Below are 20,087 nucleotides of genomic sequence, written 5' to 3' on the forward strand. Positions count from 1 at the left end.
AAGGTTTCTCAGTTACAAGGTAGCAGTTAGGTCGGTTGCAAGGTTACAGCGGCGGCTGTTCACCTTACATAAGGGTCGGTGCTTCCGCTTTCAAGCTGGACTGCTGTTCACTTAAAACGCTTGAGCGCCATTATCAGACGTCGGGTTCCTGCGGTTCATCGACAGCCGATTAAAAGCAGTGCTTGCGCGGCTAACGTGTTGTGGGTCTTCAAGCTGGAAGTGCTGGGCGCCGATTGGCCTGAACGACCGAAGTCACGCGTGACGCAGGGTAGCCCTTGCTGCTGCGTCCGTGCAAATAGGTCCGAAGCGCCATGCCGGCGGATCGCTATGTGTTGCCCTAGCCGGAATCTTGGCGCACGTGCCGCGACGAAGCACCTGAACTGGTCCAGAATGAATGGAACAAGGCGCCTTTCTCTTTCCAGTCGGCCGACGTTACGTCATCTTGCGCGGCCACGGGGGATTCGAAGGCAGCCATGCGCATTCATTCGGTAGCGATCAACAACTTTCGCGGCATTAGTTCCGCTACTATTTGCCTCCCCGCGCACGCAGTGCTCATCGGTGACAATAACACCGGCAAGTCCTCCGTTCTCGAGGCCATCGATCTGGTCCTGGGGCCTGACCGGCTCTCGCGTCGACCGCCAGTCGATGAGCACGACTTTTTCGAAGGGCGCTATCTCATTCCCGTTCCCGTAGACCCTGGAGACGGCGCGGAGGCTCCCGTTGACGGCGCATTCGCTCAGCCGGCGGAAGCGGTGGCGCCGCGAATCGAGATCGAAGTGACGATCACCGATCTGTCGGAAGAGCAGCTTGCACGCTTTGGCGGCAGCATCGAATGGCTCAACACGGTGGATGGGACGCTTTTCGCTGAGGCGAATCCAGCCGGTATCGATGCGGAGACCGTCCTGGCTGCCCTGCGAGTGACCTTCATCGGTCAATATGAACCGGACGAGGATGACTTTAGCGGCGCCACCTATTTCACGCGCAGCCTAACCGAAGACGACTCCCCGACGCAGTTTAGGAAGATCGATAAGCAGCATTGTGGTTTCCTGTTCCTCCGTTCGCTGCGGACCGGGTCGCGCGCGCTCAGCCTTGAGCATGGCAGCCTCCTCGACATCATCCTTCGCCTGAAGGAAATCCGGCCCCGGCTATGGGAAGGCACGCTCGAAGCGCTTTCGGCCTTGGATGTTGCCGGCGACCCCCAAATGGGGATCAGCGGCGTTCTCGAAAGCCTCAATGCCTCGCTCAAGAAATACGTGCCGCGCGAATGGGGGGCGAAGCCACATCTGCGCGTATCGAGCCTGACCCGCGAGCATCTGCGCAAAGTTATCACCGCATTCATCGCCACCGGTAGCGGCGACTATGCCGCACCTTTCTACCGGCAGGGTACGGGCACAATCAACATGCTCGTCCTGGCGCTTCTCTCTCAGATCGCCGAGGACAAGCAGAACGTGATCTTTGCCATGGAGGAAGTCGAAACCGCCATTCCTCCGTATGCGCAAAAGCGGATTGTCCATGAGCTACGCAAACTTTCGGCTCAGTCGATAATCACGTCGCATTCCCCCTACGTGCTGGAGGAGTTCGGCCTGGACGAGACCGTCATCCTTTCGCGGACCAACCAAGGCGTGTTGAACCAGTCATCGATCACCCTTCCTGACAGCGTGAAACACAAGCGCTATCGCCAGGACTCCGGACGAAATTCTGCGAAGGTCTGCTGGCCAGGCGCGTGCTTATCGCAGAAGGGGACACGGAAACGGCGTCGCTTCCGGTCGTTGCGCGTCGTCTCTCCGATCTCAACCCGGCGAACTACAGTTCGATAGAAGCCCTTGGCATCACCGTCATCAACGCTAAAACCGAGACCCAGATCGCCGATCTCGGTATGCTCTATGCGGGGCTCGGCAAGCGGGTGTTCGCCCTGTGTGATCTGCAGACCGCCGCAGCGCAGCAGGCGATCGAAGCCCAGGTCGAGAGGTTGTTCATGCACCCCGAAAAGGGCATCGAAGATCTCGTCCTCAAGAACACGACGGTGGAGGCGATGAACCGGTTCTCGCAGACGCTGACATGGCCTCCGCACCTCGTGACGAAGCATAGCGGCGGCAACGTCAACATGCGCGATGCGCTTATGGACTATTTTCAATGGTCGAAGGGCAATTGGGGCATAGCCGACTTCCTTGCGCAATGCTCGGAGGAAGAGATCCCACTTTGGTTCCGTCAGACCTGTTTGCAATTGCGCCTGCTGTGCGATCCACCACCAACCCCGCCACTGCCGCCCATGCCACCGATGCCGGGCCATGGTGTTACCGGTACGGACTTTGCTGCGATTCCGGGCTAACAGCGGTTGCCATGGTCGACCTGACGCCGAAACAGCATATCGTACTCGCGACCGATGGCCATCAGTTGGTCACCGGCGGGCCCGGCTCTGGTAAGACGACCGTTTCGATCCTGAAAGCCGCGAAGATCGCCCGGGAGACGCTCAAGCCCGGCCAGCGAGTGCTCTTCCTGAGTTTCGCACGGGCGACAGTGTCCCGCGTCCTCGAAGCCATAGCCGAGGAAAAGGATGTTTCCGCTGCCGAAAGGAGCCGGATCGAGGTCGACACCTATCACAGCTTTTTCTGGCGACTGCTCAAAACGCACGGTTATCTTGTTGGCTTGCCGCGCCGGATATCCATCCTAACGCCGCCTGGCGAAGCAATCGCTCTCGCGGAAATTAGGCGTGAGTATGGACCCGACAACAAGCTCGACGAAGGCCCACTGGCTGAGAAGCGATCCCGCGAGAAGGCCGAGCGAGATCGTTTGGCCCTTGCCGACGGCAAGGTTTGTTTCGATCTTTTCGCCGATCTCGTGGCGCGGTTGCTCGAAGGTTCGGCCAAGCTGCGCGCGGTGACGGCCATCGTTTACCCGTTCATCATCTTCGATGAGTTTCAGGATACGAGTGCGGACCAGTGGCGCGTGGTGAAAGCACTGGGCGATCGTTGCACATTAATCACCCTGGCTGATCCCGAGCAGCGCATATTTGAGTTTATCGGCGCCGACCCGGCCCGGCTTGACCAGTTTAAGGCGGCATTCACCCCGACTTTCACTGAGCTCGGCTCGGACAATCATCGCAGTAAGGGCACGGACATACTGTTGTTCGGCAACGAGGTGCTGACTGGCAAGTTCAGCAAGTCGGACTATGCCGGCATCGCGTTCTGCGGCTTTCCTTCCAACCGTAACCAGGCTTACGCAGCGCTGGTCACGCAGGTGCTCCAGGCCCGCACGCGGCTGATCGCCACTGGCAACCGCGATTGGGCACTGGCCATCCTCGTTCCCACCAAACGAAAGATGCGATTGGTCTCCGACGTCCTCCGCGATCCGTTCGGCAACGTGCCGGCCATCTCTCACGCCGCGTCGATCGACATGGAGGGCCCGGTACTTGGGGCCGACGTCATCGCCTATCTACTCCAACAGACCCGCGCGGCGGACGAACTCGACCAGCTCGTCTACCTCATATGCCAGTATTTTCGCGGTCGCGGCGGGTCTGGACCTGGCAAGGGCGATCTGGCCGAGGCTGCTAAGCTGGAGAGCGCGCTAGGGAAATGGAACCAGCGGATCACCGCGGCACAAGCCCCGCACGCGAACAGCGTCCTCCACGCGATCGCCGGCGTACTTGCCGTGAGCCAGCAGATCGTCATGACCGGCGATCCTGACAAGGACTGGATCGCGGTCCGCGCTATCCTTGCCGACGGCGCCTGCCCGCGGCTTCAGGCGATCGCGAACGATGCACGCAACGTGCGCCTGCTCGAACGCGGCAACCTTCTGCGCAACACGCTGGAGCAGAACTGGCGGGAGCGTGGCCGTTACGCAGATGCCCTAGATATCACGCGACTCGCGTTTGTGCAGGATCACTTCGCCAATGCGCAGCGCCCCGAAAGCGGCGTTGTCGTTATGAACATGCACAAGGCCAAGGGAAAGCAGTTTGACGAGGTGATTATTTTTGAAGGGTGGCCGATGCGGGTTGGCAAGGAGATCAAGGCAAACCCGGATCGGATCGTGCGGGAGAATAAAGCCGATGGAGATCTATCTCAGGCCCGGCAGAATTTCCGGGTCAGCGTTACCAGGGCCAAATCGCGCACTACCATCATGACGCCGAGCGACGATGTATGCATTCTTCTGAAATCTGGCTGATTTTGGACTCCCCGGGGATCGCGGGAATGGTAGCTATACCACCTTCTCCGCTCCAAATCGGACCATCGCCTGCCGGCCAATTGATCGCACAGAAAGGGTAAACGGACTGTCTGCACCTGGAGATCGAACGTCAGCGGTTCAATGGCGACAAAGGGGCGGCTTCGCAGCGAGCGAACACCGCATCGTGGGACAATGCCGCCTTTCCAGAAATGTGTCAGAATGTCCGGTTTCAGCGTATCCATCCGGCGGCCGCCGCCTTGTCGTGAGGTAGTGGACTGCTCTTAAGAATGCTCTCGGGAGTAGGCTTAGGAGCGGTTGATGGGGCAGATCACGGTGATGACCGGGCCGGAACGGCGGCGGCGGTGGAGCGACGAGAAACGGCTTCAGATTCTGGCGGAAGCCTTTGCGCCAGGAGCCAGCGTCTCGGCCGTGGCGCGACGGCACGACATTTCCACAGCGCGGATCTACACATGGCGCAGCAGGCTGCGGCAGACGCCTGCCTTGGCCGAGTTCGCCGAGGCGGTGGTGGACGATGGCGAACAGCGAGGCGGGCATCAGGCCGGGATGCCGGTGATCATCGTGGATCTGGGTGGCAAGGGACGCGTGAGCATATCAGCTGTGGCCACACCTGCCTTGGTGTCGGCGGCGCTGAAGGCCTTGCGATGATCCCAGCAGGCGCACGGGTGTGGATCGCAATGGGCCATACCGATATGCGCCGCGGGATGCAGAGCCTCGCGGCGATGGTGCAGCAAAGTTTCTCGCGCGACCCATTTGCCGGCGATCTCTGGGTCTTTCGAGGGCGGAACGGGTCGCTGGTGAAGATAATTTGGCACGACGGCCTCGGGATGTCGCTTTATTCGAAGCGCCTGGAACGAGGGAAGTTCATTTGGCCCTCCGCGAAGGACGGAGTGGTGTCGCTGACGAGCTCACAGCTGGCCTGTTTGCTCGACGGCGTGGACTGGCGGAACCCGCAATATAGCTGGCGTCCGCAGAGCGCGGGATAAGGCACGGATTTTCTTTTGCCGAGGTCGCATTTTCCGCTTCATCCGGGCGGTTTTCTGTGATTCCATCCGGGTTGTGGACGCCGCCGTTTCGCCCCTGCCTGACGATATCGAAGCGCTCAAGGCGCTGGTGCTGCTCAGTGCGCAACGCGCCGATGCGGCCGAACAGCGCGCGACAAGTGCCGAAGCCGAACTAGCCAATGCCCGTGCCCGGGAGAGCGCCACCGAAGCCTTGATCTCGCACTACAAGTTGCAGATCGCCAAGCTCAGGCGTGAGCAATATGGCCCCAGCGCCGAACGCACCCGCCGGCTTCTCGCGCAGATGGAGTTTGAGCTCGAAGATCTGGAGGCTGACGCCGCCGAAGATGATCTTGCCGCCGAGACCGCCGCAGCAAAGGCAACGACCGTCACAGCCTTTGAGCGCAAGAGGCCGGTCAGGAAGCCATTCCCTGACCATTTGCCACGTGAGCGCGTCGTCATCCCGGCGCCCTGTTCTTGCCCGTCCTGCGGTGGCGTGCGCCTGTCGAAGCTGGGCGAAGATGTGACCGAGACGCTGGAGGTGATCCCGCGCGCCTGGAAGGTCATCCAGACCGTGCGCGAGAAGTTCTCCTGCCGAGATTGCGAGAAGATCACGCAGCCGCCCGCGCCCTTCCATGTCGTGCCGCGTGGCTGGGCCGGCCCAAGCTTCCTCGCCATGCTGCTGTTCGAGAAGTATGGACAGCACCAGCCTCTCAACCGTCAGGCCGAGCGTTTCACCCGCGAAGGCGTGCCGCTGAGCGTCTCCACGCTCGCAGATCAGGTCGGCGCGGCTTCCTTTGCTTTGATGCCCATCTTCCGGCTGATCGAGGCCCATGTGTTTGCCGCCGAGCGCGTACATGGTGACGATACCACCGTGCCGGTCATGGCAAAGGGCAAGACCAATACTGGCCGATTATGGGACTATGTCCGGGATGACCGCTCGTTCGGCGGCGCCGATCCGCCAGCGGTGGTATTCTATTACTCGCGGGATCGGCGCGGCGAACATCCCCAGGCGCATCTCGCGTCCTGGTCCGGGATTCTGCAGGCAGACGCCTATGCGGGCTATTTCGAGCTGTACGCTCCCGATCGTCGGCCCGGCCTTATCGTGGAGGCGGGATGCTTTGCCCATGCACGTAGGAAGTTCTTCGAACTCGCCGACGTCGAGGGCGCCGCGCGCAAGAAGAGCCGTGGTGAGCGAGCCGGTCCCATCTATCCGATCGCGCTGGAGGCGGTGCAGAAGCTTGATGCCCTGTTCGACATTGAGCGAGGCATCAACGGCAAAACCGCGGCAGAGCGGCTTGCCGTTCGGCAGGAGCTGAGCGCGCCGCTGATGGCCGAGTTGCACGATTGGCTGGAGGCTCAACTCACCAAGCTCTCCCGCAACCATGATCTGACCAAGGCCATCAACTATATGCTGCGGCGCTGGGACGCATTCACCCATTTCCTCGCCGATGGAAGGGTCTGTTTGACAAACAACGCAGCGGAACGGGCGCTGCGCTGTGTGCCACTCGGGCGGAAAGCCTGGCTATTTTGTGGCTCCGATCGCGGCGGTCAGCGCGCCGCCATCATGTTCTCACTCATTCAGAGCTGTCGCCTCAACGACGTAGATCCTCAGGCGTGGCTTGCCGACGTCCTCGCCCGCATCGCCGGTCATCCAGCCAATCGGCTTGGCGATTTACTCCCCTGGAATTGGAAGCCAACAGCGTTGAAGCTGGAGCCGTGATCTCATAGCATTACGGCATGGAATTTGGCCCGCAACCCGAACTGATCGAATCCCCGCTCTGCCGTTCTATGGAACAGGCAGGCGTGCGTTTGACGATCAACATCGTCCGGCTTGCCACCGAACGTGGTTGGTCCCTTGAAGTCGTCAACCAGCACGGAACCTCGACGGTCTGGGACGATCTCTTTCCCACCGACCGAGATGCCGATGCCGCGTTCCGCGATGTGCTCGCTCAAGAAGGCATCGAGGCCTTCCTCGGCAAATAAGATGCCAAATCCGGCAGCGAACCGCCCTTAGCCGCGGTCCTCAACGGATGCGTACGTTTCAGCCGCATTGCCGTCGCTTGCGCATGCGATCATCGTCTTGCGAACTGGGAGCTCCGTGGGCAGCTCTAAGCAAGACGATTGCAGTCAACGGGGGTGGGCTTAAAGCCCACCCCAGACCCATCACAAACCGGAGTGAGATCAGAAACGATAGGCTGCGCCAAGGAGCACCTGGTGGCGATCCCAAGACCCGCGGCCTTCGCTCAGGTCCGAGTAACGATACTCCAGACGAGCCGAGATATTCTGCGTGATCGCCTGCTCGACACCACCGCCGACCATCCAAGCATCGCGGTTGTCCTTGCCGCGAATGTCCGAAGCTTCAGTCAGCCGCACATTTGCGCGAACGTTCGAATATCCGCCGCGGACGTAAACAAGCGTGTTTTCCCGGACCAGATAACCTGCACGGGCACTGACATCGATCGAGTATTTCGGATCGAGAACAAGTGCGCTGCCTGCAGCGCCGCCAGACACCGCGTCATCTGCACCGACACTGAACCCTGCCTCGGCGCCGATCACAATCTTCGGCGTGATCTTGTAGTCGTAGCCGACGAATGCGCCACCGATGAACGCGTCGCGCTCGTTGGATGAGTTCACTCGACCGATAGACGTTCCAACGGTGCCGGCTTCATCGTGGTTCCAGCCAATCTGCGCGCCGACAAAGGGGCCGTTGAACGTCTCGGCAGAGGCTGCAGCGGAAACTCCCGTGGCAGCGAACAGAACGGCGGATGCGATGATGAACTTGTTCATGAGACTATATCCTTTCAAAATGCTGCATGTGCAGGCTTGATTGCTAGAGAGAGGGCGCACATCAGCTCGTCCGCCAACATGCGGTTGCTTCCGGGCACATGGGTTGATGGAGGACTTCGAAGCTCTTGCTATGCAGAGCGGAAGCCAGTTTCACCGACCGCCAAATTGGCGGATTTCGGCGAGCATGAATTCAAGAGTGTAGGTAATCTGGGTCGCTTGCCCGGCATTGAAACCGCACAGCGTCAGGAGGACAGGCATCCATTTCATTGTGGCCTCCTGTCATTTGAGGCCAGCGCGAAACGGTGGCGGGTGACAGGGCAGTGATCCCATTCCAGCGGCTTTACGTTCAAAGCTACGTCATGGCTCACCTCTTGATTTCTGTTCATGATGATATCCTCCGTAGCCGAAGACAGACATGTCCATCCGCGGCGGTATGCCGACAAAATAGGCGCAACGGTGGGGGACTTAATGGTGTTGTTCGCGCCAAGGTTTGTTAGCGAAGCCACATAGTGGCAGTGCAAAATTCAGGCAGCGAACACACGCACCGGCAGATTAATAATCGACTTCCGACGCCCGGATCACGACATCGGCCACCTTCCGAGGTTGCGAAATCTGGATCAGGTGACTGCCCGGGATCTCGACGGTGATCGTGTGCGAGCGACGATAAAGAGTTCGCAGCATTTCAGGTGAAAGCGTGCGATCATCCTGCGCGATGATCCCGAAGCTGGGCTTTGCGCGCCATGCTGCGGTCGGCAACTTTGCGGAAAAGACGCTCACCGAGGTAGGACGCTGCGAGGCAGCAAGATAATGGGCATCGGCGGTGGGCAAGTCGTCGGCGACGTCATGCTTGAACATGACGGGGTCGACAATCAATGACGTCTCATCGACCATGAGCACATGGCCAGGCAGCGGCCATCTTGCGTTGAGTTCGCCTACGGATTCGCGAGTGTCCGGCTGAATGGCCGCTACATAGACCAGCGATTTCACCTTTGGATCAGTGCCCGCAGCGGTAATAACGGCCCCCCCGTAAGAATGCCCGACCAGCACCACCGGACCATCTTGGCGTGCAATGACCTTGCGGGTGGCAGCGATATCGGCATCCAGGTTCGAAAGGGGAAGCTGGACTACCGATACGGTGTAATGTTTGCGAACGAGGATGTCGTAGACCTTGCGCCAGCTGGACCCGTCCATCGCCGCGCCATGCACCAGAACGACATTCTCGATGCGATCATGGTCTTTGGCGCTGACGGGCGAGGGGCCAAGCGCGATCGAGGCTGCGGCGGCCAGGAGGGTGATTGTACGCTTCATGATCATCGTCCCTGCATCATGGTGAATGCTCGGCACGGCTCCGACCGTGCCGAGGTGACAGTCAACGACCGGCCTTGCCATCCAGGCTGAAGCGACCGGCTCCGAAGGCCACGATCTGCAGCAGGCCGCCGATGATCGAGATGTTCTTGAAGAAGTGGATGAACTGGTTCTGATCGGCGAGGTTGCTATGAAAGGCCAGCGCGGCGCCGAGGGTGAACAGCGCCATGACGGCAGCTACGAGACGGGTGCGGTAACCCGCGAGCAGAGCGACGCTGCCGAGGATTTCGACCAAAACTGCCAGACCGAAGCCGACCGAAGGGAGCGGAAGGCCGACGCTTCCGATCATGCCGATGGTCGCAGCAGGAGCCGCCACCTTGGACAGGCCCGAAAGCAGGAAGAGCGGAGCGATAAGTACGCGACCGGCGAGGGCGGCATAGGAAGCGCCGTTGGCGTTTGCGTCGATGCCCGTGACGGTGTGGGCGGGGCTGACGGTTGCAGTGTTCATTGGATGTCTCCTTCGTCTTGTTCAGCCGGTCACCACGACCGCTGCTGACGTCCAAATGGCACCAGTCTTCTCATCAAAATAGACGAATAGGATAGACGATTAGGATCGAGAAATTCGACTAGTTGGGATGACTATGCTTGCGCCGCTAACAAAGCTTGACGCTTTTCACGCGATTATCCGTGAATGTCCCTCGGGATACATCCGCTTCACCAACCAAGTGAAAGGATTGATCCGATGCAAAATCTCGAAGGAAAGGTCGTACTGATCACGGGCGCGAGCAGCGGGATCGGCGAAGCGACCGCGCGTACTCTCGCGGAAGCAGGAGCTACGGTTGTGCTGGGCGCGCGCCGTGTGGAGCGGCTCGAAAAGCTGGTGCAGGAGATCGAGGCCGCCGGCGGCAAGGCAATGGCGAAAGCGATGGATGTCACGAGCCAGGCGGAGGTGGCTGCATTTGCCGAGGAGGCCCGGGTCCGGTTCGGCAAGATCGACGTGATCGTCAACAATGCCGGCGTCATGCCGCTGTCCCCGATGGCCGCGCTGAAGGTCGACGAGTGGGACCGCATGGTCGACGTCAACATCAAGGGAACGCTCTACGGCATTGCGGCCGTGCTTCCCGCCATGAATGAACAGGGCTTCGGCCATGTGATCAACATCGCCTCGACAGGCGGTCATGTCGTCTCTCCAACGGCGGCGGTATATTGTGCGACCAAATTCGCGGTCAGGGCGATTTCCGAAGGCCTGCGCCAGGAGAATGACAAGATCCGCGTGACGGTCATCAGCCCAGGTGTGACCGAATCCGAACTGGCGGACTCGATCTCCGACCCCAAGGGCCGTGAGGAAATGAAGGAATACCGCAAGGTCGCCATCAGCCCGTTTGCGATCGCCAGGGCAATTCGCTTCGCCGTCGAGCAGCCGGGGGACGTGGATACGACCGAGATGATCGTCCGCCCGACCGCGTCCGCGCTCTGACCAATCGCCATCAACAGCACGTGCAAAGCCCCGGCTCTGTGAGGCGGCGCGTCATGAAATTCGAGGAGTGTTCGAAAATGAAGAAGACTGTTCTCATCTCCGGATCCGGTTCAGGAATGGGACTTCTGACGGCTCAAACCCTGATCAGAGAAGGTTATGCCGTTTATGCTGGTGTTCGCGACCCACACGGACGCAGCAGCGCGCGGCGTGAGGCTCTGGAGGCTTTCGCCAAAGAGTGCGGCGGATATGTAAGGGTCGTCGATCTCGACATTCACAGCCAGGAACCCTGCAACGCCGCTGTCGAACAGGTCGTTGCGGACCACAGCACTCTTGACGTCGTGATCCACAATGCAGCCCACCTCTTCATCGGCATGGCGGAAGGTTTTACGGCCGAGCAACTTGCCGACAGCCTCAACACCAATGCAGTCGGTGCTCATCGCCTGAACCGAGCGGCACTCCCACACATGCGCAAGCAAGGTTCCGGCGTCCTGCTCTATGTCGGCAGCGGCATCACCAGGATCGTTTCCCCGTTCATGATGCCCTACGTGGCTGGCAAATACGCGATGGATGCCGTCGCAGAGGCCACGGCCTATGAAGTGGGCCCGCTCGGCATCGAGACGGTCATCGTCATGCCCGGCGTATTCATGGATGGAACCTCCCACTTCGCGACCGCCGTCTTCCCGGCGGATGAAGAGGCGGCGGGCGGGTACGACAAGCTCCAGGAAGAATTCAACCGATATGAACCTGGGTTGCGGAACCTGTTCCGGAATGGCTGCGACGCGCCCGTGCAAGGTGTGGCGGACGAGATCGCTCGGGTGCTTTCCCTCCCGCGTGGCAGCAAGCCCATGCGAACGACCGTCGATTATTCCGATTACGGCGCGGAGCCGGTGAACAGCGTCGCGCAGGCCCAGACCGAACGGGTGTTCCGCATCATGGGCTTCGATCGCCTGCTCCAACTCGGTTAGGTCGCATCCAGATCGCGAGGCCCCAAAGGCGTGCTTTTCGGGCCTCGCCGCCAGCAATCAAAGATCACTCCGCTGAAGACCCTGCCGCGTTCGTTCCTGGCGCCGGATGGTAGCTGGACCTGCAATCCGAGAGCATCAATGAGATGCCTGTTCCTTGAACCGTTGTATCAGCCATCGCCCTGCAGGACCGGGGGGGCTGTCTGTCCGGTAAATCGCATCCATGACATAGTCGCCGCCGATGCTGTCAGGCATATCCAGCTTCACCAGCCTACCGGTCAATATATCTTCCGCGATCATCGGCTCGGGCATATTTCCCCACCCGATCCCGGCCTTGAGAAGCATGTGCTTGGAACTGAGGTCCGCAAGGCGCCAGGTGCTGGTGCCGACCACAGCAATGTCGCGTCCCTTGGTCAGCGCCGATCGGTCGGTAAGGACCAGCTGGACATGTTCGCGACCTGCGCCGGGCAGGTTCTCTTCTGCAATCGCCAAGGGATGGCTCGGTGCGGCCACGGGGATCATGCGCACGCTGCCGATCCCCTCTTTTTCGATGCCATCTACACTGACCAGCGGCCCAGCCACCCCGATGTTGGCGATCCGGTCCATTACCAGTCTTGTTACCGAACCCAGTGATTCGACATAAAGATGAAGCGTTACGGTCGGGAACTGTTCGCGGAAACTCGTGAGGGCATCCACTACCCGTTCCTCGGGCAACAAGGTGTCGAGCACGATGTGAAGCTCTGACTCCAGGCCCTGCAGCATACCCTTGGATTTCGCTCGCAGGCTGTCGATACCACCGGCAACCCTTCTGGCCTCGGCAAGCACCATGCGGCCCGCTTCGGTCAGTTGAGGCTTACGCGTCGTTTCCCGGTCGAACAGAGTCAGGCCGAGTTGCGCCTCCAGGTTGGAGATCGAGTAGCTCACTACCGAGGAAGCGCGATTGAGCTGCCGCGCAGCGCCGGCAAAGCTCCCGACGTCTACAACCGTCAGGAAGACTTTCAGCTGGTCAAGCGTGGGCGTGCCCGGCTCACTTATCATATCGAATTCCTCGAACCTAATCACCGAGCGTATGCCGGTTTTTTAGACCGAATGAAACGCATAAATCTCCGACATCGCCACTGGCTTACCGCCGACGATGAAGGAACAAGACATGACTTTCCAAGCAAACCCGGCACTCGTCGAGCAGGTGATACTGCCGGCAGTGCGCGATCTCGGCGGCTTCGATGTGCGCCGGGCTCTCCCTTCGGCCCAGCGCCGGATGGTTGGACCGTTCGCATTCTTCGATGCTTTCGGACCTGCCGTTTTCCGGTCCGGCGAAGGCGTCGATACGCGGCCGCATCCGCATATCGGCCTCGCCACGCTTACCTACCTGATAGAGGGTGAGCTCGATCACCGGGATAGCGAAGGCTATTTCCAGACGATCCAGCCCGGCGAGGTCAACCTGATGACCGCTGGACGCGGGATCGTCCACTCCGAGCGTAGCGGACAAGGCTTCCGTGATCGCGAAGCGCGTATGTTCGGTTTCCAGACCTGGCTGGCGTTGCCGCTGGAGCTCGAAGAAACCGACCCTGGCTTCGCCCATATCGAAGCCGCCGATATTCCGGTGCTCACCGACGACGGTGTTCGGGTGAGCCTTCTCGCCGGGAGCCTGGGGGGCGCGAAGTCGCCGACGCCGATCTTTTCCGAGACGCTCTATGCGGATCTGCAGCTGCAAGCCGGGAAGCGCTTCAAGCTGGATTCCGATCACGTCGAACGTGCGGTCTACGTCGTCGAGGGAGAAATCGAAGTCGGCGGTCAGCAAGGCCGCTTCGTCAAGGACCAGCTGATCGTCCTGAAGCCGGGCTCCGAGATCGTCCTTCACGGCGTGTCGAACGCCCGATTGATGGTGCTCGGCGGCGAGCCGCTCGCAGGCGAACGCCACATCTACTGGAACTTCGTCTCAAGCCGCCTCGATCGCATCGAGCAGGCTGCCGATGACTGGCGCTCAGGCAGGTTCCCGATCGTGCCTGGCGACCCCGAATTCATCCCTCTTCCCGCCGCGGCGCCACGCGCCGCCTGACCCTTCTCTTCACCGTTTCAAAAGGATTTTCATCATGACCTATTCGATCATCGGTTCGGGCGCGATCGGCACTGCGCTGGCCCGTCAGTTCGCTCGTACCAACACGCCTGTCCTGATCGCCAACACCCGCGGAAGCGGGTCCCTTGCCGCCCTGGCAGGGGAGCTCGGATCGTATGTTCGCCCTGCCGAGCTTTCCGACGCGCTGCAGGCCGATACCATCATATTGGCGGTGCCATTCTCCGCCATCGACGCCGTCGCGGCAGCTGCGGCGGACTGGACGGGCAAAGTGGTGATCGATGCTACCAACGCGATCAACTTCACCGACTTCTCGCCCGCTGATCTTGGCGGGCGCCTGTCGAGCGACATCGTGGCGCAGGCGCTGCCCGGCGCGGCCGTCGTGAAGGCCTTCAACACGCTGCCAGCAGCGGTCCTCGCCCAGGAGCCCGGTTCTGCGACGGGTAAGCGTACCATCTTTCATTCCAGCAACGATCCCGACGCATCGGCAACGGCTGCGCAACTGATCGAAGCTCTGGGATACGCCGCCATCAACCTTGGCCGCATCGATGAAGGCGGCCGCCTGCAGCAGTTCGGCGGGGCGCTCATGGTCCACAGCCTCATCAAACAGGGCTGATCATCCACTTACAGGCGCGATTGCGCCAAGGAGAATTTCCATGTCCAATATTCTTGAAGGCAAGACTGTCGTCGTCACCGGTGCTGCAAGCGGCATCGGCCGCGCCATCGCCATCTCGGCGGCCAAACATGGCGCCAAGGCCGTGATCGTGTCCGACATCGTCGAGGCGCCCCGTGAGGGCGGAACTCTCACTACGCAGGAGATCGAGGCGCTTGGCGTAGCTGCGCTGTTCGTTCGGGCCGACGTCTCGAAGAAAGACGACAATGATCAGCTGGTCGCTGCCGCCGATCAGTTTGGCGGCGTGGATGTCATGGTGCTGAACGCCGGCATATCGCTTCGCTCCGATGGCGCGGAAGTGTCCGAGGATGATTACCGCCGCCTCATGTCCATCAACCTTGATGGCACGCTGTTCGGCGCACAGGCGGCTGCGCGTCAGATGAAGGCAGGGAGCAAAGCCGGTAGCATCGTCTTGATGGCCAGCATGGGCGGTCTCGTCGGCGCCGGCATCACCGTGGCCTATTCGACCAGCAAGGGCGGTGTCGTGCTGATGGCAAAGGCCCTTGCCGACGCGCTCGGCCCGGATGGAATCCGCGTCAATGCCATCGCCCCTGGCACGATCGACACCGAATTGCTGCGCAGCACGCCCGACATTGCCGCTGCCAGCGAAGGCTTCCGCCAGCGCACGCCTCTGCGTCGGCTCGGTCAGCCATCCGAGATCGGTGACGCCGTAGCGTTCCTGGGCTCTGATCTCTCAAGCTATGTGTCCGGTATCGCCCTTCAGGTTGATGGGGGCCTGCTTGCGGTAATTTGACCGCTAACAAGCTGACTTGACACCAGTACAAAAAGACGGAACGTTCCCTTTTCTTCGTTGTATTCGTGGCAGCGATGAAAAAGGGGGCATCTGCATGGTCGCGTACACACGTGTCGAAGCGACCTGCTTGTCGATTTTATCGATGGTAGCTGTCGATCGTATTCGGATTTTCGGATCGATCTTTGGCTGGCAGAACGATCCCACACAGTCACTCCCCTCTCCATCCTCTCTCAAGGATCATCACAATGGCTAAGGTTCTCGTTCTTTATTACTCCTCCTACGGCCACATCGAGACGATGGCGCATGCCATCGCTGAAGGTGCCCGCTCCGCCGGTGCGACGGTGGACGTCAAGCGCGTTCCCGAAACGGTGCCCGAAGACATTGCGCACGGTGCGCATTTCAAGCTGGAGCAGGACGCGCCGGTCGCAACCGTTGCCGAGCTTGCGGACTACGATGCGATCATCGTGGGCACGGGCACGCGCTTCGGGCGCATGTCGAGCCAGCTGGCGGCATTCCTCGACCAGGCAGGCGGCCTGTGGGCGCGCGGCGCGCTGAACGGCAAAGTGGGTGCGGCGTTCACCTCGTCGGCGACCCAGCATGGCGGCAACGAGACGACGCTGTTCTCGATCATTACCAACCTGCTGCACTTCGGGATGACCATCGTAGGCCTGCCCTACAGCCATGGCGGCCAGATGAGCATGGACGAGATCGTTGGCGGCGCGCCCTATGGCGCCACCACGATCGCCGGCGGTGATGGCTCGCGTCAGCCTTCGCAGATCGAACTCGACGGTGCCCGTCACCAGGGCGAAATCGTGGCGAAGACCGCAGCCAAACTCTTCGGCTAATCCGTAACACGGGAGACCTCCGATGGTAGACCTGCACAACAAAGTCGTGATTGTAACCGGAGCCGGTTCAGGCATCGGGAGAGAAGCGGCGCTCGGTTTCGCGAAAGCAGGCGCCTGGGTTTTTGGCGCTGACCGGGATACGGCAGGGCTGCAGCAGACAAGCGAGCTTGTTACATCGGAGGGCTTTCGCTTTAGCCTGTCGGAGGTCGACGTCTCCCGAGAGAGCGACGTCGAGCGTTTCACCGATTATGTACTTGGATCGGCGGGTCGTCTCGATATCGCCTTCAACAATGCTGGCATCACCGGCGAAACCCATCGTATCGAGGACTATCCGGTCGACGACTTCGACCGTGTTCTGGCGGTAAATCTGCGCAGCGTCTTCCTGGGCATGAAATTCCAGATTCCGGCGATGCTGCAGAGTGGGGGCGGGGCGATCGTCAACACCGCCTCCGTTGCCGCCGTAACGGGCCCGGGTGGGATGAGTGCGTATGCAGCTTCAAAGCACGGCGTGCACGGACTTACCCGTGTAGCGGCTATGGAAAATGCCGCTCGCGGCATCCGGATCAATGCCATTGCGCCAGGCTGGACCGAGACACCGATGGTTGTCGCGAACAGCCACCAAAATCCCCGCTTCGCTGAGCTCGCTCGCACAGCCATTCCGGCGAAACGGGGTGCGGACCCCAAAGAGATTGCCGAGGCTGCGATATGGTTGGCTTCGGATGCCGCAAGCTATGTCATCGGACAGCTGCTGGTGGTCGATGGCGGCATGACCATCGGCGGATTTGAAATCTGATACACAGGAGATATGACATGAACGAAATTAGCGAAGCCGCCAAATTGGTGGTCCGCCGCAACACGGAAGAAGTTCAGGGAGGAGGCGACTTCGACCTGTTCGACGAACTGTTCTCCGACGACTTCTACGATCACACCCCGCAGCCCGGAGGCACCCGGGACAAAGCCGGCGTGCTTGTCCTCTACAAGCGCCTGCGTGAAGCGTTCCCCGACTTCAAGCCGGAGATTCAATGGCAGAAGGTCGATGGCGACATCGTCACCACCTTCAAGACATATCACGGCACCCATCAGGGGAACTTCCTGGGTCATGCCGAGACCGGAACGCGCGTCAGCTTCGAGACGGTGGACGCCATGAGGGTCGTCGATGGCAAGATCACCGAGCACTGGGGTGTCGCCAACCTCTATTCGGTTCTGCAGCAGATCGGCGTGATCGCGCCGCTGACCGCAGGAGAGCCAAGCCATGTCTGATGTTGTCCGTATGCACGCCGTCGGCGGCCCCGCAGTGCTGGTTCTGGAACAGGAAACGGTGGGGGCGCCCGGTGCCGGCGAAGTCAAGATCAGGCATGACGCGATCGGCGTGAACTTTCTCGACACGATGTTTCGCAGCGGCACTTTTGGCGTAGCCTTGCCATTCGTGAACGGTGTCGAAGGTGCCGGCGAAGTTATCGAGGTCGGCGCTGACGTCGGCGGTTTTCAGCCAGGGGACCGAGTTGCATATTTCTTCGCCCCTGGCGCCTATGCTCAAGAGCGGATCATGGAAACCGCGCCGCTGGTGACGCTGCCGCAAGACGTTCCGACGCAGCTTGCCGCGGGCCTGTTGACCAAGGGGGTAACCGCCTGGCTCGCTGTGCGAAAGCTGCATCAGGTCAAGGCCGGTGATGTTGTACTTGTTCAGGGCGCGACCGGGGGCGTGGGATCGCTGGTGGCGCGCTGGGCAAAGAAGCTCGGGGCGACCGTCATCGCAGTCGGCTCTGCGGCCAAGCTGGAGCGACTTCCCGAAGATATCGGCCATCGCCTCTCATCCGAAAACCCCGATCTCGCGTCGGAAATCCGGGCACTCGCCCCGGATGGCGTCGATGTAGTCTATGATTTTGTGGGTCGCGCGACCGCCGATGCCACTCTCAAGGCGGTTCGGGAGGGAGGCTCGATCTTTACGATCGGTGCGGCTTCAGGGCCTGCGGGATTCGACGAGAGGCTGGTGGCGTCTCGCCAAATTCGTGTCGAGCATGCCAGTGCCGCGTCGGCCGTAAAAGGCGCTACCCTGGAAGCGGCGGCCGACGAGATTTTCGCCCATTGGAGAGATGGCACATTCGGAGAGATCCAATTGGATCGCTATCCTCTGAAGGACGCCGCAGCTGCGCACCAGGCGATCGCTGACAGAACGGTTGGGCCAAACCCCGTCCTCATCCCCTGAAGGGATCAGACAGCTATTGAAAGGCATCGGTCAGCGACCAGAGGCGGGGTTGCGATGGGCGGACGCGGTGAGGTCAACAAGTAGATCTCATCTGCTATCAGTTCATCGAAGCCCGCCTCGGTCAATTTGCCGTACTCCTGCTGAGGCATGGAATATCCATCGATGCGCATCAACACCGCGAAGCGGCGCAGCGCTTCAAGGCGAGGATCGGCCAACGGATTTGCAGTCTGGATGCCGAAGAGCTTTCTCCATCGCGCTTCCCACTTTGAAGGCTGCCGAAGGCTGGAACGAGGGTCGTCCAGCGAAAGCAGCACCACCTGCCGCTCCAGGCGCGAAAGTGGCTGCACCGGGTCTGAGCTCAGAGACGCAGCGGGCCAAGGTATCTGGGCGTGGGATTGCATAAGACCGTGCCTCGATGGTGATGACTGAGAAGCAGTTTAGCGGGTCGAGATGCTCGATTAATCCCAGCATGGAGACACAGCTTTGTTAGCCAGACCCCAAAATGTGATGGCGCATCGCCGCCAGTTTACATCTTCTGACCCGTATAAAGCTGCCCCAAGTCGCTTGGTTTATTCGTGCAGCCAGCATAATGTCACGGAAAGCTGAGTGAGGTACACGATGACACCGACGGTTCAGGGCAGCGAGTTTGCGCAACTTCGCGCCTTCGTTTCCGTAGCCGAACATGCCAGCTTCTCACGAGCCGCTGAACAGCTCGGGATTACCCCGTCCTCACTGAGTCAGACGATCCGAAACCTGGAGGAACGTCTATCGCTTCGGCTTTTCAACCGGACGACCCGAAGCGTTGCCCTGACGCCTGCCGGCGATGCGCTCCTGCAGCGCCTCCGCCCGGCGATGGATGAGATTGCGGCCGCTCTGGCGAACGCATCGCATTTCCGCGACAGCGCTGCCGGTACGGTAAGAGTACATGCCGCTCGGGTCGCCGCGAGCGCCCATATCGAGCCTATTCTGGGCGAATTCTACGAGAAATACCCGGAGATTCTCCTTGATGTTACGGTCGACGATGCCACCGTGGACATAGTGGCGGGCGGTTGGGATATCGCTCTGAGGCCAGGAGAAGTTGTCGAACGGGATATGGTTGCCGTGCAGCTCGGCGGGGAATTGCGCCAGTTCCCTGTCGCAACGGCCCGCTACCTCGAAGGGCGCACGATGCCTGAAAAACCCGAGGACCTGCTCGGCCATAATTGCATTCGCTGGCGCTGGGCCGGACGGCCTCTTCCCTACAACTGGGAGTTCAATCGCGACGGCGAGTGGTTCGAGCTGGCTGTCAGCGGCTCATTGATCGCCACCGATCGGGCGATGATGATGCGCGCCTGTCTCGATCATGTGGGGATCGCCTTTGCGACGAACCGGGAAGCGGACGATCTTGTCGCCAGCGGCGAGCTCGTCCCGATGCTGGCGCCTTATTGCGCCTATTATCCGGGCTACTTCCTTTGCTACCCCAAGCAGCGCCAGATGGCCCCGGCGCTGCGCGCTTTCATCGATTTCATACGCATGAAGGCGAGGGAGTAAGCCCTGGACCCTATTCCCGATAAAGGATCATGCCCGCATGGTAGAGGACGTCATCCTTGAAATCGCCATCAGCGGTAAACCCGGTGTCATCCCAATAATCGATATGATCGCCGGAGACCTCGTATCGGCCCTGGTAGGCGCTCTTTTTCTTGCCACGGGCTTCGTCATAGCGGCCATTGGGTAGAAGCTCGTGGCGGATGTAACCGTCTTTCGTCACCCACATTCCGACATATTTGTGTTGCTGCGTCATTATGCCTCACGTGGATCCGGTTTGTAGCCTGGCGGGCGGGG

21 protein-coding genes and 1 pseudogene are annotated in these 20,087 nt (G+C 60.5%); 16 read left to right on the top strand and 6 right to left on the bottom strand.

Annotated elements, in window-relative coordinates:
- Positions 1–473: 473 nt before the first annotated feature.
- The 6 genes and pseudogenes from K3M67_RS19835 to K3M67_RS19860 all read left to right on the top strand — a co-directional run bounded on the left by K3M67_RS19835 (position 474) and on the right by K3M67_RS19860 (position 7,166).
- Positions 474–2,329: pseudogene (locus K3M67_RS19835) on the top strand (ATP-dependent nuclease).
- Positions 2,330–2,340: 11 nt separating this feature from the next.
- Positions 2,341–4,161, top strand: coding sequence for a UvrD-helicase domain-containing protein (locus tag K3M67_RS19840; protein WP_285833127.1), 1,821 nt, complete (start codon positions 2,341–2,343; stop codon positions 4,159–4,161).
- A 318-nt stretch (positions 4,162–4,479) separates the two neighbouring features.
- Positions 4,480–4,827: an IS66-like element accessory protein TnpA gene (gene tnpA, locus K3M67_RS19845; RefSeq protein WP_285831798.1), complete on the top strand. Its 348-nt coding sequence runs from the start codon at positions 4,480–4,482 to the stop codon at positions 4,825–4,827.
- Entirely contained in the window at positions 4,824–5,165 is a 342-nt protein-coding gene (tnpB, locus tag K3M67_RS19850) for an IS66 family insertion sequence element accessory protein TnpB (RefSeq protein ID WP_031286377.1), read from the top strand. The genes tnpA and tnpB overlap by 4 nt, the downstream gene beginning before the upstream one ends.
- A 73-nt stretch (positions 5,166–5,238) precedes the next feature.
- A complete protein-coding gene (gene tnpC, locus K3M67_RS19855) occupies positions 5,239–6,903 on the top strand; it encodes an IS66 family transposase (RefSeq protein WP_285831799.1) in 1,665 nt (554 codons plus the stop codon).
- Between the two features lie 17 nt (positions 6,904–6,920).
- Positions 6,921–7,166: a hypothetical protein gene (locus tag K3M67_RS19860; protein ID WP_285831800.1), complete on the top strand. Its 246-nt coding sequence runs from the start codon at positions 6,921–6,923 to the stop codon at positions 7,164–7,166.
- A gap of 198 nt (positions 7,167–7,364) precedes the next feature.
- On the opposite strand, the gene K3M67_RS19865 is transcribed toward K3M67_RS19860, so the two are convergent.
- The 3 genes from K3M67_RS19865 to K3M67_RS19875 form a co-directional block, all read right to left on the bottom strand.
- Complete coding sequence (locus K3M67_RS19865) at positions 7,365–7,970, bottom strand: outer membrane protein (protein ID WP_285833128.1); 606 nt, start codon at positions 7,968–7,970, stop codon at positions 7,365–7,367.
- 552 nt (positions 7,971–8,522) lie between these two features.
- Complete coding sequence (locus K3M67_RS19870) at positions 8,523–9,278, bottom strand: alpha/beta hydrolase (RefSeq protein ID WP_285833129.1); 756 nt, start codon at positions 9,276–9,278, stop codon at positions 8,523–8,525.
- Between the two features lie 61 nt (positions 9,279–9,339).
- The gene (locus K3M67_RS19875) at positions 9,340–9,783 is read right to left on the bottom strand and encodes a DoxX family protein (RefSeq protein ID WP_285833130.1); all 444 of its coding nucleotides are present in this window, start codon (positions 9,781–9,783) and stop codon (positions 9,340–9,342) included.
- A gap of 234 nt (positions 9,784–10,017) precedes the next feature.
- On the opposite strand from K3M67_RS19875, the gene K3M67_RS19880 reads away from it, so the two are divergent.
- Positions 10,018–10,752 carry an SDR family oxidoreductase gene (locus K3M67_RS19880; RefSeq protein ID WP_285833131.1) on the top strand — a complete coding sequence of 245 codons (735 nt, stop codon included), beginning with the start codon at positions 10,018–10,020 and terminating at the stop codon, positions 10,750–10,752.
- 53 nt (positions 10,753–10,805) lie between these two features.
- Positions 10,806–11,717 carry an SDR family NAD(P)-dependent oxidoreductase gene (locus K3M67_RS19885; protein WP_285833132.1) on the top strand — a complete coding sequence of 304 codons (912 nt, stop codon included), beginning with the start codon at positions 10,806–10,808 and terminating at the stop codon, positions 11,715–11,717.
- 135 nt (positions 11,718–11,852) lie between these two features.
- Here K3M67_RS19885 and K3M67_RS19890 read toward each other — a convergent pair whose 3' ends face one another.
- Positions 11,853–12,752, bottom strand: coding sequence for a LysR family transcriptional regulator (locus K3M67_RS19890; RefSeq protein WP_285833133.1), 900 nt, complete (start codon positions 12,750–12,752; stop codon positions 11,853–11,855).
- 112 nt (positions 12,753–12,864) lie between these two features.
- Between K3M67_RS19890 and K3M67_RS19895 the strand changes: the two genes are divergently transcribed.
- The 7 genes from K3M67_RS19895 to K3M67_RS19925 all read left to right on the top strand — a co-directional run bounded on the left by K3M67_RS19895 (position 12,865) and on the right by K3M67_RS19925 (position 18,266).
- The gene (locus K3M67_RS19895) at positions 12,865–13,773 is read left to right on the top strand and encodes a pirin family protein (protein ID WP_285833134.1); all 909 of its coding nucleotides are present in this window, start codon (positions 12,865–12,867) and stop codon (positions 13,771–13,773) included.
- Positions 13,774–13,807: 34 nt separating this feature from the next.
- Positions 13,808–14,404, top strand: coding sequence for an NADPH-dependent F420 reductase (locus K3M67_RS19900; protein ID WP_285833135.1), 597 nt, complete (start codon positions 13,808–13,810; stop codon positions 14,402–14,404).
- 34 nt (positions 14,405–14,438) lie between these two features.
- Positions 14,439–15,215, top strand: a complete 777-nt coding sequence (locus tag K3M67_RS19905; RefSeq protein WP_285833739.1) for an SDR family NAD(P)-dependent oxidoreductase — start codon at positions 14,439–14,441, stop codon at positions 15,213–15,215.
- A 245-nt stretch (positions 15,216–15,460) separates the two neighbouring features.
- The gene (gene wrbA / locus K3M67_RS19910; protein WP_285833136.1) at positions 15,461–16,060 is read left to right on the top strand and encodes an NAD(P)H:quinone oxidoreductase; all 600 of its coding nucleotides are present in this window, start codon (positions 15,461–15,463) and stop codon (positions 16,058–16,060) included.
- 22 nt (positions 16,061–16,082) lie between these two features.
- Complete coding sequence (locus tag K3M67_RS19915) at positions 16,083–16,853, top strand: SDR family NAD(P)-dependent oxidoreductase (RefSeq protein WP_285833137.1); 771 nt, start codon at positions 16,083–16,085, stop codon at positions 16,851–16,853.
- A 17-nt stretch (positions 16,854–16,870) separates the two neighbouring features.
- Positions 16,871–17,320 carry an ester cyclase gene (locus K3M67_RS19920; RefSeq protein ID WP_285833138.1) on the top strand — a complete coding sequence of 150 codons (450 nt, stop codon included), beginning with the start codon at positions 16,871–16,873 and terminating at the stop codon, positions 17,318–17,320.
- Positions 17,313–18,266: a zinc-binding dehydrogenase gene (locus tag K3M67_RS19925; protein ID WP_285833139.1), complete on the top strand. Its 954-nt coding sequence runs from the start codon at positions 17,313–17,315 to the stop codon at positions 18,264–18,266. The genes K3M67_RS19920 and K3M67_RS19925 overlap by 8 nt, the downstream gene beginning before the upstream one ends.
- Positions 18,267–18,271: 5 nt before the next feature.
- Here the strand turns inward: K3M67_RS19925 and K3M67_RS19930 are convergent, their stop codons facing one another.
- Positions 18,272–18,583: a hypothetical protein gene (locus K3M67_RS19930; RefSeq protein ID WP_285833140.1), complete on the bottom strand. Its 312-nt coding sequence runs from the start codon at positions 18,581–18,583 to the stop codon at positions 18,272–18,274.
- Between the two features lie 301 nt (positions 18,584–18,884).
- Here K3M67_RS19930 and K3M67_RS19935 point away from each other — a divergent pair, with 301 nt between their 5' ends.
- On the top strand, positions 18,885–19,796 hold the full coding sequence (locus tag K3M67_RS19935) for a LysR family transcriptional regulator (RefSeq protein ID WP_285833141.1): 912 nt from the start codon (positions 18,885–18,887) through the stop codon (positions 19,794–19,796).
- 10 nt (positions 19,797–19,806) lie between these two features.
- Here the strand turns inward: K3M67_RS19935 and K3M67_RS19940 are convergent, their stop codons facing one another.
- A complete protein-coding gene (locus tag K3M67_RS19940) occupies positions 19,807–20,046 on the bottom strand; it encodes an Atu4866 domain-containing protein (protein ID WP_285833142.1) in 240 nt (79 codons plus the stop codon).
- Between the last annotated feature and the right edge of the window lie 41 nt (positions 20,047–20,087).

This window comes from Sphingobium sp. V4 (genome assembly GCF_029590555.1).
GTDB lineage: Bacteria > Pseudomonadota > Alphaproteobacteria > Sphingomonadales > Sphingomonadaceae > Sphingobium.